The sequence below is a fragment of the Vibrio sp. V03_P4A6T147 genome (assembly GCF_002241085.1).
Classification (GTDB): Bacteria; Pseudomonadota; Gammaproteobacteria; order Enterobacterales; family Vibrionaceae; genus Vibrio; species Vibrio anguillarum.
Map to the genome: position 1 here is coordinate 1 of NZ_NDIO01000233.1, position 15,489 is coordinate 15,489.

Consider the following 15,489-nt stretch of genomic DNA (forward strand, 5'->3'; position numbering starts at 1 on the left):
TATTGAGAGAATACAAAAATTACGATTCGATTTACACTTGCCGCATATCAAAATGAGGTAATGCAGCATGTTTATGACTCCCTTTCATCAGCTAGACCGTCAATTTTGGCGCAAATTGATCGATATTGGCGTACCGGTATCCCTCCAGTCAATGCTGTTTTCACTGTTAGGTGTAGTGGATATTTTTATGGTCAGCCAATTAGGTGAATCCGCTACGGCGGCCGTTGGTGTTGGCAACCGAATATTTTTCTTTAATCTCATCGTTATTGTTGGCGCTAGCGGTGCAGTAAGCGTGTTAGCTTCGCAATATTTTGGTGCAGGTAACATCGAGGGCATAAAACGGACATTGGCTCAGTCTTGGATAGTGGCTCTGCTGTTTACACTCCCCTTTATGCTGCTCTATTTGTGGATACCTCAGTCTGTTGTTTCTTTAGTGGCCAATGATGCTCAATACGTCACACTAGCCACGGATTATTTATGGATCACAGCACTTAGCTTATTTTGTACCGCATTAGTAGTGCCACTAGAGAGCGCACTACGTTCTGTCGGCGTGGCAAAGTTGCCAACTCAAGTAAGCATTCTCGCCATCATTATTAACGCAGTCTTAAACGCTTTACTCATCTTTGGCCTGTTCGGCTTTCCAGAATTGGGGGTTGTGGGTGCAGCGATTGGCACAAGCATCTCACGCGGCTGCCAAACCATGCTGCTTTTTTGGCAAGTAAAGCGACATTACGCTCATCTATTGCCCAATCGCGAAAACTGGCAGCAAGCAAAAATGAAACACCATAGACAGCGCTATTTTAAAGTCGCAAGGCCAATGATTATTCACGATTCAGCATGGGCGGCTGGCATTTTGATTTACAACGTTATTGTCGGCCAGTTGGGCGTTTCTGAACTTGCGATTATCTCACTGCTTTCCCCCATTGAAAGTGTACTCATTTCCGCCTTTCTTGGATTTGCCGTGGCCGCCTCTATCTTGCTTGGACATGAAATTGGTGCACAGCGTTACGAACGTGCCGCGCAGACTTCTTGGTGGTATGTACTTACTAGCTGCGGGCTGGCGTTGCTGCTGGCATTGTTCTGCTTTTTGGCTGAACCTTGGATTTACGCTTTGATCGAAAAAAGTCCACTGCATGATACACAAATGGCCGTGAATGTTTGCTTAGTAATGGCGTTTGGGATGGTACTACGGGTATTTAATATGGTCGGTATCGGTGGCGTGTTAAAAAGTGGCGGCGATATTAACTACAGTATTTTCATTGACTTATTTGGCCAATGGGCGATTGGAATTCCGTTGGCTTATTACACTGGGTTGGTTCTTGGCTGGCCTTTGCATTGGGTTATGATGGTTATTATGCTTGAAGAGGCCGTCAAAATTATCCTTACAACACAACGGATCTATTCCAAACGTTGGATCAATAACTTGGTCAACGAGACAGAGCCTTCAACGCTCCAAGCATAGTTAAACCGAGTATAACTCTATGCTTGGAGCGAATGTAACCAACACAGTTGCTGATTAAGTAGGAAATGTCTTAGTGTTACGCCTTATATTTGAACTGAGCAATCTCACTATTTAGTGTCTCTGCTTGCCCAGAAAGGTCGGTAAGCACTCCATCAACATCATTCACTTGTCCAGAAACCGACAGTGAAGCATCGGCAATCGAAGTAATGCTACTGCTGATTTCATCCGTTACTGATTTTTGCTCTTCTGTCGCGGCAGCAATTTGCACATTCATGTCATTCAGTTCGGTTAACATTGACATGATTTGAGCAAGCATATCCGTATTCAAATGGCAGGTTTCAACCCCTTTCACCACGGTTTTATTGGCCTTTTCAATTCCCTGCGACACACTGTTTATTTCATGTTGTAGCGAATCGATTTTTTTACGGATCTCTTCAGTAGAAGTTTGAGTGCGCCCTGCTAATGATCGCACTTCATCGGCAACGACCGCAAAACCACGCCCCTGCTCGCCAGCACGTGCGGCTTCAATCGCCGCATTAAGGGCAAGTAAGTTGGTCTGCTCGGCGATAGCTTGGATAACATCAAGCACTTCAGCAATAGAATTACTTTCACTATGGAGCCGCTCAATAGCTTCCACCGCCATCTTCATCTCATCGCTCAACAAACTGATTTCATTTCCCAACGCTTCCCCGACGTCGACACTTTGTGACCCTGTATCATTAGCTGATTTCACATAATCGGCAGCTCGGCTAGCAAACTGCGCTACCTCGCCAATTGAAGCACTCATTTGATTTACCGCCGCCGCGACCGATTCTGTTCTCATACTCTGCTCGGCAACAGCGCCTCGCGTGCTCTCCATATTGGAAGACATACGATGAGTGCTGCCGTTGAGTGACTCCGTCGCCCGCGCAAACTGCTCAATGGTTTTCTGTAAGCTGCTAAATAGCTGGTTAAAGGCAACCGCAACTTCCGCCATTTCATCTTTACCCTTTTCACTTAAACGCGCGGTTAAATCATTCTCCTGATTAATCCGATGCAGCTCTAACGACGCACTACGGATAGGTTTGGATATACCACTTCCTACGACGTAAGAAATAAAGAGTGAGAGCACCACAAGAACAGCAATGCTAATCAACACCGTCTGCAGTACTGAACGCTCTAAAGTCGAGACATCTCGTAACGCCTCAGATTGATCGATTTCAGTTAATATGGCCCATTTTTGTCCCAAAACATCCAGAGGTGCGTAGGCCGAAAGTACTTCAACATTGCGATAGTCTTTGATGGTTTCTAGGCCTTGTCCACCCGCCAATGCCTGTCGTACCGCGTCGGTCTTGATGCGTTGACGTCCAATGGCCGAACCCTTGGTTTTGATTTGCTCAATGGTGGCAGGCTCAACACCAATATCAGTTAAGGTTTGAAAGTATTGCTCAGGATCTTCTAATAAAAACCGTGATTGACTGCGCAATAAACCATCTTGCCCCACAAGGTAAGTTTCTCCACTTTTACCGAGCCCCGCATCAGCCCAGCTACCGCCAAATGTCATGATGTTGTTGATCACATCGATCGGCATCTGAAAGATCAGCGTGCCTACCCGCTGCTGTTCTTTGAAAATTGGGGCCGAAATAAACGAAGCCGCTGCCTCATAGGAAGGATAATAAGGTGCAAAATCTTCGAGGTAGGATTGCCCCTCTTGCAAGTTTTTTGCCTTAGCAAATGCATGGCCTAGCCCCGAATTTTGATATGCGCCAGTTGATAAATTGGTCGCAAAATCCAGTTCTTTAAACACGGTATAAACCACGTTGCCTGACAAATCGACAAGGAAAATATCGTAATAGCCAAACGCTTCTAAAAATCGCCTAAATGAGGCGTGATAACGCCGGTGAGCTTCATCATAGCTGCTGCCCAATGAATCAAAATCCAAGTGATGTTTGGATCCAAGCTCGTTAGGGTTTACGCCGATGTAGCGAGCCTGCAGTGCTTTTCCCTGCTCTGAAAGCTGTGCAAATGCACCAAGTTCATTTGGCTGACTGCCATTGTTTTCCTGACGGTAAGTACGACCAAACTGATCACGATAATACCGTTCTAGCGCATCCATATCTTGGGGCGTTATACGGTGGGCAGGATAACGAGAGAACGAACGAGTAAAAGAATCCATTGCTTCTTGAGTCGATACCTCGGAAGACAAGGTCTCAATTTGCAGACGGATCTGTTTGAAATAGTTAGTTATTTCACTCTTTTTGATTTCGCGTACGGAGGTAAGTTGATTTGCGGCTCGGTCATAAAGTGCTTGGCTTGAGAGCTCTGATGCTCGCCACCCAACAAAACCACCGCTGATTACCACGCCAACTGAACACAAGATAGTACATGCCGCAATGATTTTCGTTGATATTTTCATAGTCAAACCCTACGCATAGAAATGAACAACTTTTTGTAAAGCCATCGTCGCCCCAGCCACTGGGTTTATATGAAATTTGTATTATGAGCTTTTCAAAGTGTAGGTCACGGTTTGGCTTTTGCGTAGAAAAACGACCGGATACATCCAAACAACTTGTTGAAGTTGCAGGTAGGCGGTAAGTGAGCTCATCCCCATGAGCACAAGTAAACTCTATGCTGGGTTGAGCAAACGTAGCCAGCACTGCTGCAGCTTCAAGTGCACAACGAAGGGAAAATAACCACCAGGTCGAGATCTAAAACTAACACATTGATAGTATTGGTTTTAATCGATTAATCCATCACATTTTGCGGCGCAGATAAAATCGTTTTTGTGCAATCCTTTGATGGAATGGCTCCACCAAGTCACGGTCACTTTGCCCCACTCTAATAACAAACTGGGGTGGTGGAATTCCGCTTCAGCTAATTGAGCAACTTGGTTAGAAAATGCCCACGCCAACTTGAAGTTTTTGAACACATACACTTTTTCCAACTGGGGGATGCCATCACGTACAACAATAGACCACCCCTCAAGTTCAGTGAGTAGTTGCTGCTGCTCGGGGATCGATAATGCTAGCGCATCAAGGCTACAAGCTTCACAACGTAATTCTTCAAGCATGGGTCTCTTCCTTGGGTTGAAATAAGGGGGCCAACAAGCCTGCCTGCATGGCACTTTCTACCTGCTGTACAAGATTTTCTTGGCTCAAATGGTACAGATCTCGTAGATCATCCAACACATAGTAAATGGGTTGCATGATATCAATACGATATGGCGTTCTCAGCACTTGTTGGATGTCAAATTTTTCACGTATGGCCGTTTGATTATCAAGGCTATACACGGTTTCAGCGGGAGAGGATAAAATACCTCCGCCATAGATTTTTACACCGTCACTTTCTTGCACTAAACCAAATTCGACCGTAAACCAATAGAGCCGCGCCAAATAAGCTCTCTGTTTTGGGCTCGCGTTAGCCCCAAGCTTGCCGTAAACCTGAGTAAATGATGCAAAATCAGGATGAGTAAGCATCGCGCAATGACCAAAAATCTCATGAAAAAAATCCGGTTCTTGCAAATAGTCAAACTCTTCACGGCTACGCAAAAACGTGGCAACTGGAAATTTTTTCTCTGCCAATAAGGCGAAAAATCGATCGAAATTAATTAAAGCGGGCACCGGCTCGACTTGCCATCCGGTTTCACGTTGCAAAATACGGTTGATATCGGGCAACTGAGGAACCTGATCTTTAGAGAGTTGCAGCATCGCTAACCCATCCAAATAGGCTTGGCATGCTCGCTGCTCAACGACGGTCTCTTGACGTGCGATCAGATCATACCAAATCCGATCCTCTTCGTTACTCCAGTCAATGAAACCTTTGCTATTTAATGGCTTAGAATGATACTGCGTCATACCACAACCTTTTAACAAACCGATTGCATTAAGCCTATCGCCTCGTGAAAAGTCTGCCAATCTTAGGCTCGACATCTGACGACGCTCACGCGTAACAAATATTTTACATTTATGGTTTTTTTACTTAGATATCAGGGATATGATTATGGCCAACCCGTTTGACTTTACGGCGTTCGCCGACAACACTAAACAGTGCCAACAGATCAGAAAATAAACGGATATATACCCACTTGTAGGGTTGTAGGGAACGCGATTATGTTTGAAGAAAATTTGACGCCGCACACACCGCTTTGGGTCCCTAGCCAAGACCGCATCAAAGCGTCCAATTTAAACCAGTTTATTGAGCACATTAATATGCAAGGTGAGGCGATAGAAAGCTACTCACAACTGCATCTCTGGTCCGTTGCCGAGAGAAAACAATTTTGGTTAGAAGTGTGGCAATTTTGCGATGTGATCGGCTTTCGTGGTAACTGCATTTACGGTGAGGGGATTGCGAGATGGGATGACTTCACCGCCGCCAGAGACACAATTTGGTTTCCCCAAGCACAATTGAACTACGCGGAAAATCTGCTTTCTTATGCGTTTCAACAACCAGAAGGCATTGCCGTTTGGTTTAAAAATGAAAATGGGCAAAGCAAGAAGCTAACATGGCAGCAACTCAGTGATCAGGTTTCTATTATCCAGCAGTGGTTAAAACAAAATGGAGTTGAAAAAGGTGATGTTGTCGCCGGTTACTTACCCTATATGACCGAAACTTTAGTGGCTATGTTAGCGGCTACTAGCTTAGGAGCCGTTTGGACATCAACCTCTCCTGATTTCGGTGTCGACAGCGTAGTGGAGCGTTTCGGCCAAGTACAACCCAAAATTTTGTTCTGCTGCAATGGGTATACGTTTAATGGCAAAACCCACCTCATGGAAGAAAAAAACGGTCAGATTGCCGATGCTATTTCGAGCCTACACAACATTTGTCAGATCGAATATTTACAGCAACGCTCACTCACGTCTGATTTTAACGACGCTTTTTCTGATTGGAATGCGATTCTCGCAAGTTACCTTCCACGTGGGCTACGCTATGAACGCGTTGGCTTCAATGACCCACTGTTTATCTTGTACTCATCAGGTACGACAGGTAAACCTAAATGCATCGCCCATTCGGTTGGCGGTACGATTTTAAATCATCTCAAAGAGCATCAATTACACTGTGATATTCAACCGGGCGATCGTGTGTTTTATTACACCACTTGTGGGTGGATGATGTGGAACTGGCATGTTTCGGCGCTCGCTAGCGGTGCTACGTTGGTTATTTATGATGGTAGCCCAATGTATCCGCAACCGGGTGTATTGTGGGATTTGGCAGAAGAAGCCAACATCACTTTGTTCGGTACATCGGCCAAATATTTAGAGGCACTGCAAAAAACTGCGTATTCACCGAGCGATTACTACCCTCTCTCCTCACTGAAAACATTGTGTTCAACAGGTTCGGTTTTGTACCCAAAACAATTTGATTATGTATACGCCAACATAAAAGCGGACTTACACCTCGCCTCTATCTCGGGTGGAACCGATATTTGTGGCTGCTTCGTGCTTGGCAACCCCATATCGCCGGTGTATCGAGGAGAATGCCAAGGCGCAGGCTTAGGACTTGATGTCGCCGTATTTAACGACCTTGGTCAACCCGTGATACAACAACGGGGAGAGTTAGTCTGCTGCAACAGTTTCCCTAATCAACCCATCGGGTTTTGGCATGACGATGGCCAACGTTATCACGATGCGTATTGGAGCAAGTTCTCTGGTGTATGGCACCACGGTGATGAAGTTGAGTGGACCGACAATGGGGGAATACGTTTTTATGGGCGCAGTGACACCACCTTAAACCCTGGAGGCGTGCGTATCGGCACGTCGGAAATTTATCAGCAAGTAAATAGCTTGCCTGAAATACAAGATTCGGTCGCAGTGGGTCAGAAAATCGATAATGATGAGCAGATCATCCTTTTTGTACAACTGGCTCCACAGTGCGAACTCAACACCCTACTGGTGAACACCATCAAACAGCGCCTAAGAGAAAACTGCTCCCCTCGTCATGTTCCTGCGCAGATCCATTCCATCAGTGATGTGCCGCGCACCAAATCCGGAAAACTGGTAGAACTCGCGGTGAAGCAACTACTTCATGGCGAGACAGTCAAAAACTTAGGTGCCATTGCCAATCCTCATGTATTAGAAGAAATCCACGCGCTGTTTACATAAACACGATTCTCGAAATAAAGGCGATGGAAGTTGATGTAGGTACATAGCGGTAAATATTTCGGCAGCTTGTCAAATAACCCGCATCTTTTCGTGTAATTTGTCAGTATGTCAGTGATATGCTTTTGAAAAAGTTTGGAGGAACCGCCTTTATTTATGGATTATATTCACCTTTCAAGAATCAGTTTAAAACACTTAACAGCGCTACACGTCATGCTCAGTACCCGCAGCGTCACGCAGACAGCAGCCCAGCTCTGCATTAGCCCTTCAAGCATCAGTAAAAACTTGTCGCAATTGCGCATTCTCTTGGAAGATGAACTATTTTATCGTGACGGTACACATTTGATACCTACCCCTTTCGCGCTACAAATGGGCCCCACTGTCCATTCAATCCTCTCTAGCATGAATGGATTGCTGCATCACTCAAATTTCGAACCTCAACACTATCAGGGGAAATACCGCCTTGCGATGCGAGAAAGTGCCTTTGAGTTGTTTGCTCCTATTTTGACAAACGTAATAAAAAATCATGCACCGCAAGCTTCCTTTACTATCTACTCGAAAGATCACTATGGCTTCGACGCCCTGCAAAGCGGGCTGATTGATTTCGTCATTTTGCCACACGATATCAGCCAGCCCCCAACGCGAGATAAAGAACTCGTGTGGGAAGTGATTGCTCACGATGAAATGGTCTGCTTAATGCGTAGTGATCATACTTTAGCCAATGAAGAACTCACTATCGATCACTACCTTGCTCAATCGCATATCGGCATCATGGACAAAGAGCTGGCTGAACCTTTTTTTGAACAGAATTTAGCTCAATCTCATCGAGCTCGTCATGTTCCAGTTGTTGTTGCTGACTTTGGTGCGGCCGCCATCTTATGCAAACATACCGACTCACTCTTTACTTGCTCCAAACGCTGGGCGGAACAAGCGATGCAAGCTAGGGAGTTGCTCATCAAACCGTTACCTTTCAATTATGGGAAAGTGGCTTACAGTTTAGTGTGGAACAAGCCCAGTATGAACGACCAAGCTTTGAAATGGTTGTGTGATCAACTCAAAAAACCACACAGATGTTTGTGAATCAACATTGAAAATTTAGCTCAATGCTTAAAATAAAGAAGGCCAGCACTATTTTGCGCTGGCCTTCTTTATTTATCTTCTGATGTGCTTTTATTTTTGCTTAACCCTAGCCATGAGTTATCAGTCAACAAACAGAATTATTCGTGATCAATGCCTTATAGTCTTCTAGGGAGTGACTATCATGACACTTATCAACAAGCTAGAGCTTACGCAAGTTGGTCATTATGGAACAGTGAAATAATGTAAATAAGCCATTCTCAATCTGGAAAACCATCGACTTTATGATGTTATTTCCTACCAATACCCATCACTACTGGCGCTAGACCTTTTGAATTTTTAATCTCAAACGCAACTGCGGTTTCCACTTGGCTAAAACCTGCGCTTTTCAGTTGTGTCTCAATTTGGTTTTGGCTAAGACCATAGTCAGGATCATCTTCTTCAACCAACCAGTCCCAATGAATAAAAACGCCATGCTCATCTAATAGAGAATGAATGATGGTAAATACTTCATTAAGATTCGGCACAAACGCGCACACAGATGACGCCACAACAAGATCGAATTGTTTGCGAAAGGCCGGATGTTGCGCGACTAGACCACGGGTCAGAAAATCCACCACGGGTTCAACGTTGGCCAACTCTTTTTTATCCAACTCTTCAATCATGGCCTCAGAGCCATCGAGCGCGACAATATCTCTGGCATGGCGAGACATCATTTGGCTCAGCAAACCCGTACCACACCCGAAATCAAGAACATGTTTACCTTCGAGAGTGACCCGTTTCTGCAATTGCTGAAACACATTTTGAGCAAAAAGCGTTGTGGATTCGTCCTGCTCCCACTGAGCCGCACACTCATCCCATTCGTTCGCCATCATGGCCTCCGTGTTACTTCTTGTATTGGGGAAATTTTCCCAAGAATAAACCAAAACTGTGTTACGTTCATAGAGTTACAGCTCAATCTTGACTAAGAAATGATGAACTGGCTTTGATTGGCGAGAAAACCGTCAGTTGGTAGAAGAACATCAGGTAGGCAGTGGTACTAAAATTGTTTATGATCAACCCATTATTGTGCCTTAGAGAACGTTATGAACCTTTCTCAAATTGAAGCATTTTTCTCTGTCGCGGACACTGGCTCAGTCTCCGAAGCGGCGCGACAATTAGAATGTAACCGAACCAAACTCAGCATGGCGATTAAAGCGTTGGAGAAAGAGCTCGATACCGCTCTTTTTGTGCGCACTGGCAACAACCTGACCTTATCTGAAGCGGGGAAAGCGATTTATAAAGATTGTGAAAGTGTTTTGGTGACCATTGCACGTATAAAACACACCTGTACGCAAATATCACGGGGCTTCAACGCCGAGATGTGGATTGCCCGTGATGATTCTCTTCCTGATGCCTTGTGGCAAGATTTTGCACACCAGCTGAATAATCGTTTTCCCGCGACCTCGTTCAACCTTGTATTGGCTTCTAGCGGCGACTTAGCCAACTTGATTGCCACTCATCAAGTCGATTTTGCCTTTGGCGTCGATTACGAAAGAATCAACGACCCGCGGATCACTTATCAACCTTTGGGTAAAATCCGGATGATGTCGGTGTGCAAAAGTGACCACCCGCTAACTAAAATTTCGCGAGTCACCGACGAAGAGCTGCGCAGAGCAATGCAAGCCGTGATGGTCTATTTAAACGAAAAAGATAACCCCGAATTACAACCTTTCTCTCGTCGCTACATTGGCTTTTCCAGTTTCGATTACATGCTCAATACCATTTTGACTGAGAATGCATGGGGCGTATTGCCAGAACCTTTAATTCGCCACTTCCTACGTGAACAAAAGCTAACGGTGATTAAGCACACCTACGGTCTCACTCAAGAAGATTACTGCATGTTTACGGCCACTGGCATGGCCGAACACCCTGGCATGAACTGGTTAGCCGATAAGTTGCGTGACTATTTGTTTGATTTTTAATTTTCGTTGTTTAGCTTTCAAGATGCCCACATTTCAAACAATCTAAAGCGAAGACAGTCAGCGTCAATTATCCTGACAGGCAAATAAACTCATAACCAATTGTTTTAATTAAAAATAAACTTACTTCCCAATATTCAAGCCAACGACCAATGCACTTAGAGATTGTCAAAACCGTGCTTTAAGCCAAAATAACAGCATGTTTTCAACAGGTAGTCTTTTATGTGTGCTCGAACAAGAAATAATGAAAATCGCATTTTGACGATTTCGGCCCTTTTAGCTTCTGGCTTTGCTGGTGGCGGACTTGTGGTTGGTATGCTTGTCGGTTCACTGGTTATCGTGTTTGACGGTGTGTATTCACTGGTTAGTTTGCTGTTAACATTATTGTCGCTGGTGGCGTCACGCTACATTCGTAAACCTTCTGACTCGACTTTTCCCTTTGGACGCGCGGTGCTAGAACCTGCGGTTATTGCTATCAAAGCCAGCGTTATTTTGTTAGTCGTGAGTTATTCGTTGTACTCGGCTGTCATGGCATTGTTTAGCGGTGGTCGAGAAGTGGATGCTTCTATCGCCACTGTTTTTGGCACAGTGAACGTGATTGGTTGTGCGATTGCGTGGTGGTTCATGGTCAACAAGAGTAAACGTTACTCTTCTGGTTTGATTGACGCTGAAGTAAAACAGTGGCAAATGGACACGCTATTAAGCGTCGCGGTAACGGTCGGTTTCATTGCCGCTTGGTTGATGACCTTGTCTCCTTGGGCAAAATATGCCGTCTATGCAGACCCAATCATGATGCTATTAATGTCGTTTTACTTTATCAAAGTGCCTTATGACATGCTTAAATCGGCAACGCGTGAATTGTTGATGATGTCACCAAGCAAAGAGATTTGTAAAACCGTGGATCAAGGTGTCATTGCCGTAGGTGAAGAATCAGAGCAAGATATCGAGTTGACTGCGGTGACTAAAGTCGGTCATGAGCTGTGGGTCAATGTCGACATTCGCCCTGATGAGAATGAAATGATTGCACTCGAAGATATCGAAAGTACTCGTCGCTCGCTACATAAGCGTTTATCAAAGCTGCCATTCGTACTGCAATTAACCATGAACGTAGCTCGTTAATCAGTCTCAATTAAACGGAAAAAGCCCTCTCGTTCCCGAGAGGGCTTTTTTATACATAGCAAAGCTGTTGCGATGTCAGGCTATTGGCATTTTCTCTTGCACAGTAGATTGACGTTCTCTGGTCGCCCACCAACAAATTAAAGAACCCATCGTCACCATAATCACACCTTGCCAAAAGCTTAGCCCAAGCGCTACACCTAAGATTAGCGATGAAAGCAAGGTTGAAATCACTGGCGTGAAATAAGAAAGAGTCGCCAATAGAACCATGTTGCCGCGCAAGATTGCCACATTCCAAAGTGCATAACCGCTGCCCATCACCACACCCGTTAACGCTAAATTCAAGGTTGCTGGAACGCTAAACACTAAAGTGCTTTCGCTGCTAAGAAAATACTTAATCCAGAGGGCGATAGCAGTAGCCATAAAGAACAGGATAATGGCATTTTGTCCATTGGCTAACTGTTTGGTGATATTGCAATAAACAGCCCAAATAATCGCCCCGCCAAACGCCATGCTATAGGTTAAGGGATTAGTCGCAATATTGGCTGAGATTTGCATCACCGAAAACCCACTATCACCAGTAATGGTCCAAGCAACCCCAACAAATGCGAGCGCAACGCTTGGATACACCAGAATATGGACGGGTTTACGGCTGAGAAATACCGCAAACAACACTGTCAAGGCTGGCCACAAATAGTTAATCACCGCCATCTCGAGCGCTTGATGGCGATCATTGGCCATACCTAACGCTAATGCTAAGCAGATTTCGTAGCTCACAAAAAGCACGCCACCGATCAGAACATAACGCAGAGAAAAGTGTTTGAATTTAGGCACGCCCATGACAAGCATCAGAAATACTGAGCTCACAGTGTAAATCAGTGCCGCCCCACCAATTGGGCTAAATTGCTCGGTGACCGTTCTGATTAGCCCCATGAGACAGCTCCACAGCAAGATAGCCGCAACACCAAATAGTGTATGTTTATGCTGCTTCAATGATGCCCTTCCTTAACTGCACTATGCAGGTCAGATGTTCCATTCATTTCTTTTAATGAACGGAGCACTCTCGCTGGTGTGCCTCCGACTAGGCTATCAGCTGGCACATCCTGATTGACCACTGAATTTGCCGCGACAACCGAACGCGCACCAATCGTGACTCCTTGATTAATCACAACGTTGCCACCAATCCATACGTCATCTTCAACCGTAATCGGCTTACAAAATGTTTCCCACAAGCGGCGGCTGCGATAATCCAAAGCATGCGCTGGTGTATAAAACTGGGTGTTAGGGCCAATCAAAACATGATTACCAATCGTGATTTTAGCGCCATCAAGCATAGTGACATTCATGTTGATAAAGGTTTGATCACCAATGGAAATTGTTTCACCGAATTCACAATAGAAAGGAGGCTGCACAACACTTTGTTGGCCAATTTGACGATATAGCTGAGTTTGCAATTGATGGCGGGCTGTAGCATCGGCGCATTGGTTGATCTGCAACAGTAAATGTCCTGCTTTGCTACGAATGGCTTCCATTTCTGGGTCTGCACCGTCAAACACCATACCATTCATCATTTTTTCCATTTCGGTCATGAGCCGTTCCTCCTTATGCATCTAGTGTATTTAGACTACTTGGATAAACAAAAGAAAAAAGAGAAAAGCTCACTGTTTCACTTTCCTCTTTAATTTCAACCAACCTGTAACGCACAGGAAAAGACAAGATCAGAGCATATTGCTTTTTCCTAGTTTTATTGATTGAATGGCTTAAACAATCGACCAACTGTGAGTCATTGTGACACCTTTGCCTAACATTAAGCAGACAGAACAGTACTTTTCTAATGAATCGGCCGTCACTTTTTCAACGACATTAGGGTCAAGATCAACGCCTGATACGTCGAAATGGATATTGACTAGCGTAAAAATCCGCGGTGCGGTTTCACGGCGCTCAGCCGTCAATTTGGCGTTACATGCAGTGACCTGTTGATTGGCCGATTTTAAGCCATCAACCACATCCACAGAGCTACAACCTCCCGCGGCCATAAGAACCATCTCCATCGGGCTAGGCGCGGTTGCACCACCACTGCCATCCATCACCACCGAATGACCAGATTGGGATTGGCCCAAGAACTTGAAATTTTCGACCCACTTTACTTCAGCTTGCATTATTTTTGCTCTCTTCTCTGTGCGATGAAACTACAGGTTATCGGTTGGAAAAATCACGCCCGTTTGGCGGCGTATTTCTGTCAATAATTTGGAAACGGTGAGTGAGCGTAATTTGCATTGCTCATCTATTGTCTTGTTCTGTATCTGATCTGCAAATTTTTGTGCTTCGTAAAACATGCGGTTGGCGTGTTGCTCAATACTCAGATCTTGGGTTTGACCACTACGGTTAATTCTCGTAATGCGGTTGCAGGTAGAAATCATCTCAACGTGCAGTGCAGCCTCTTCACCTTGAATTTCGCTCGGCAAATAGGAGTCACTGGTTTTTGAATGCATTAATAGCACATCAAAACCGTCATATCCTAAGATCACACTGCCGTTACCATCAACCCCCGTCTCCAGTAAATGCGCTTGGGCTTGCACCGATTTAGGCTCACCAAACAGTTCAATGGCTGAGCCCAAACAGTAATAACCAATATCCATGATCGAACCATTAGAGAACTCGGGCAAAAAGGTATTGGGCATCTCACCTTTGAGATATTTAGGGTAACGAGAGGAATACTGGCAGTAGCTGAGCACCGCTTTACGGATAGCGCCAATCTGCGATAGCTCTTGTTTGAGAACGGAAAAATTGGGCAAATGTGGGGTTATAAAGGCCTCGAATAATACTACGCCATGCTGTTTGGCAACTTGATACATCTGCTGTGCTAATGAGAAATCAGAAGCCAGCGGCTTCTCACAGATAACATGTTTGCCCGCTTGCATCATTTGAATCGACTGTGGACCATGCAGTACATTCGGGCTGGCGATGTACACGGCATCCACATTGTCACTCTCACCTAGGCTCTTAAGGTCAGTAAACAAAGCAGGAGCATCGTATTTTTCGGCAAATTGTTTCGCCCTGTCCAGCGAACGGGAATAAACCGCTACTAGCTGAAATTCCCCCGTTTTTAATGCCCCTTCGATAAATTGGTCAGTAATCCAGTTGGTTCCAATAACGGCTAAGCGAATCATCATCATATCCTTTCATTATTTTCACCTATTATCTGGAGTTACTCCGCAGGAAGCAATGTTAACCTCACCACTTATTATTTTCAGGTGGCCATTATTTTTAGGTAACCAAAATAAAGAAAACCCCACTAAGCTCTCACTTAGTGGGGTTCCAGTTCTTACTCGCAGCAATCCAGCTACTGATAAGTGCTCCCTGCATCAATTCCTTGATAGTCTGCTGATTCCCTCAGCGCATTCCCTTTCATCGCCTTCCTAGCGGTGTCCTTAACTCCGTCGTCCCGACAGATTTGTGCACTTTTCCTTTGCACCGTCCATTAACTTTCCTTGATAACCATCCTAGTTATTCAGCATCCAGCTAATGTCCTTCGCTATCCTTGCCGATCATTCTTCCTGAATTATCGAATCTTCGTCCTGAAGATGACCTATCCTTGGGTCTTTCCTGTTCCGTGTCCGCTTCCTGCTGACAACTTCAGATTACGGATTTCACTTTTTTCAGCAATCCCCCACCTGTTGTTTTTTCTCTACCAGAAAGACACCGAATGAGAATTATCATTTAAATTCAAATAATTACAGAAATTCAATCTCTTTTTATTGCATAGCGAAACGTTAAAGTCTCACGATACGTGTAAGAG

General features: G+C 44.9%; 13 protein-coding genes. 5 read left to right on the top strand and 8 right to left on the bottom strand.

Features of this window, described 5'->3' with window-relative positions; genetic code table 11:
* Positions 1–67 precede the first annotated feature (67 nt).
* On the top strand, positions 68–1,462 hold the full coding sequence (locus tag B9J84_RS09250; RefSeq protein ID WP_064626635.1) for an MATE family efflux transporter: 1,395 nt from the start codon (positions 68–70) through the stop codon (positions 1,460–1,462).
* 76 nt (positions 1,463–1,538) lie between these two features.
* On the opposite strand, the gene B9J84_RS09255 is transcribed toward B9J84_RS09250, so the two are convergent.
* From B9J84_RS09255 to phhA, 3 genes are all read right to left on the bottom strand, one after another.
* Entirely contained in the window at positions 1,539–3,863 is a 2,325-nt protein-coding gene (locus B9J84_RS09255) for a methyl-accepting chemotaxis protein (protein ID WP_094124003.1), read from the bottom strand.
* 315 nt (positions 3,864–4,178) lie between these two features.
* Positions 4,179–4,511, bottom strand: coding sequence for a 4a-hydroxytetrahydrobiopterin dehydratase (locus B9J84_RS09260; protein ID WP_017049984.1), 333 nt, complete (start codon positions 4,509–4,511; stop codon positions 4,179–4,181).
* Positions 4,504–5,295: a phenylalanine 4-monooxygenase gene (gene phhA, locus B9J84_RS09265; RefSeq protein WP_017045087.1), complete on the bottom strand. Its 792-nt coding sequence runs from the start codon at positions 5,293–5,295 to the stop codon at positions 4,504–4,506. The genes B9J84_RS09260 and phhA overlap by 8 nt, the downstream gene beginning before the upstream one ends.
* Positions 5,296–5,565: 270 nt before the next feature.
* Between phhA and B9J84_RS09270 the strand changes: the two genes are divergently transcribed.
* Together B9J84_RS09270 and B9J84_RS09275 are read left to right on the top strand one after the other, a co-directional pair.
* The gene (locus B9J84_RS09270) at positions 5,566–7,539 is read left to right on the top strand and encodes an acetoacetate--CoA ligase (RefSeq protein ID WP_179217549.1); all 1,974 of its coding nucleotides are present in this window, start codon (positions 5,566–5,568) and stop codon (positions 7,537–7,539) included.
* Between the two features lie 153 nt (positions 7,540–7,692).
* Entirely contained in the window at positions 7,693–8,616 is a 924-nt protein-coding gene (locus tag B9J84_RS09275) for a LysR substrate-binding domain-containing protein (protein ID WP_179217547.1), read from the top strand.
* A gap of 287 nt (positions 8,617–8,903) precedes the next feature.
* Here the strand turns inward: B9J84_RS09275 and B9J84_RS09280 are convergent, their stop codons facing one another.
* Positions 8,904–9,485, bottom strand: coding sequence for a class I SAM-dependent methyltransferase (locus B9J84_RS09280; RefSeq protein ID WP_047688686.1), 582 nt, complete (start codon positions 9,483–9,485; stop codon positions 8,904–8,906).
* Positions 9,486–9,698: 213 nt separating this feature from the next.
* Between B9J84_RS09280 and B9J84_RS09285 the strand changes: the two genes are divergently transcribed.
* Both B9J84_RS09285 and B9J84_RS09290 read left to right on the top strand, forming a co-directional pair.
* Entirely contained in the window at positions 9,699–10,577 is an 879-nt protein-coding gene (locus tag B9J84_RS09285) for a LysR family transcriptional regulator (RefSeq protein ID WP_010319645.1), read from the top strand.
* 219 nt (positions 10,578–10,796) lie between these two features.
* Positions 10,797–11,693: a cation diffusion facilitator family transporter gene (locus B9J84_RS09290; RefSeq protein WP_017043151.1), complete on the top strand. Its 897-nt coding sequence runs from the start codon at positions 10,797–10,799 to the stop codon at positions 11,691–11,693.
* A 75-nt stretch (positions 11,694–11,768) separates the two neighbouring features.
* Here the strand turns inward: B9J84_RS09290 and yddG are convergent, their stop codons facing one another.
* The 4 genes from yddG to B9J84_RS09310 form a co-directional block, all read right to left on the bottom strand.
* Entirely contained in the window at positions 11,769–12,683 is a 915-nt protein-coding gene (yddG, locus tag B9J84_RS09295; protein WP_094124006.1) for an aromatic amino acid DMT transporter YddG, read from the bottom strand.
* Positions 12,680–13,279, bottom strand: a complete 600-nt coding sequence (locus tag B9J84_RS09300) for a sugar O-acetyltransferase (protein WP_179217548.1) — start codon at positions 13,277–13,279, stop codon at positions 12,680–12,682. Before B9J84_RS09300 ends, yddG begins: the two co-directional genes overlap by 4 nt.
* Before the next feature lie 171 nt (positions 13,280–13,450).
* Positions 13,451–13,849 carry an OsmC family protein gene (locus tag B9J84_RS09305; RefSeq protein ID WP_026028175.1) on the bottom strand — a complete coding sequence of 133 codons (399 nt, stop codon included), beginning with the start codon at positions 13,847–13,849 and terminating at the stop codon, positions 13,451–13,453.
* Between the two features lie 30 nt (positions 13,850–13,879).
* A complete protein-coding gene (locus tag B9J84_RS09310) occupies positions 13,880–14,866 on the bottom strand; it encodes a Gfo/Idh/MocA family protein (RefSeq protein ID WP_094124008.1) in 987 nt (328 codons plus the stop codon).
* Between the last annotated feature and the right edge of the window lie 623 nt (positions 14,867–15,489).

Bases quoted from the DNA above. Each gene is read 5' to 3' on its own strand.
- B9J84_RS09250 (WP_064626635.1), top strand. From the start codon at position 68: ATGTTTATGACTCCCTTTCATCAGCTAGACCGTCAATTTTGGCGCAAA.
- B9J84_RS09260 (WP_017049984.1), bottom strand. From the start codon at position 4,511: ATGCTTGAAGAATTACGTTGTGAAGCTTGTAGCCTTGATGCGCTAGCA.
- phhA (WP_017045087.1), bottom strand. From the start codon at position 5,295: ATGACGCAGTATCATTCTAAGCCATTAAATAGCAAAGGTTTCATTGAC.
- B9J84_RS09275 (WP_179217547.1), top strand. From the start codon at position 7,693: ATGGATTATATTCACCTTTCAAGAATCAGTTTAAAACACTTAACAGCG.
- B9J84_RS09280 (WP_047688686.1), bottom strand. From the start codon at position 9,485: ATGGCGAACGAATGGGATGAGTGTGCGGCTCAGTGGGAGCAGGACGAA.
- B9J84_RS09285 (WP_010319645.1), top strand. From the start codon at position 9,699: ATGAACCTTTCTCAAATTGAAGCATTTTTCTCTGTCGCGGACACTGGC.
- B9J84_RS09290 (WP_017043151.1), top strand. From the start codon at position 10,797: ATGTGTGCTCGAACAAGAAATAATGAAAATCGCATTTTGACGATTTCG.
- B9J84_RS09300 (WP_179217548.1), bottom strand. From the start codon at position 13,279: ATGACCGAAATGGAAAAAATGATGAATGGTATGGTGTTTGACGGTGCA.
- B9J84_RS09305 (WP_026028175.1), bottom strand. From the start codon at position 13,849: ATGCAAGCTGAAGTAAAGTGGGTCGAAAATTTCAAGTTCTTGGGCCAA.
- B9J84_RS09310 (WP_094124008.1), bottom strand. From the start codon at position 14,866: ATGATGATGATTCGCTTAGCCGTTATTGGAACCAACTGGATTACTGAC.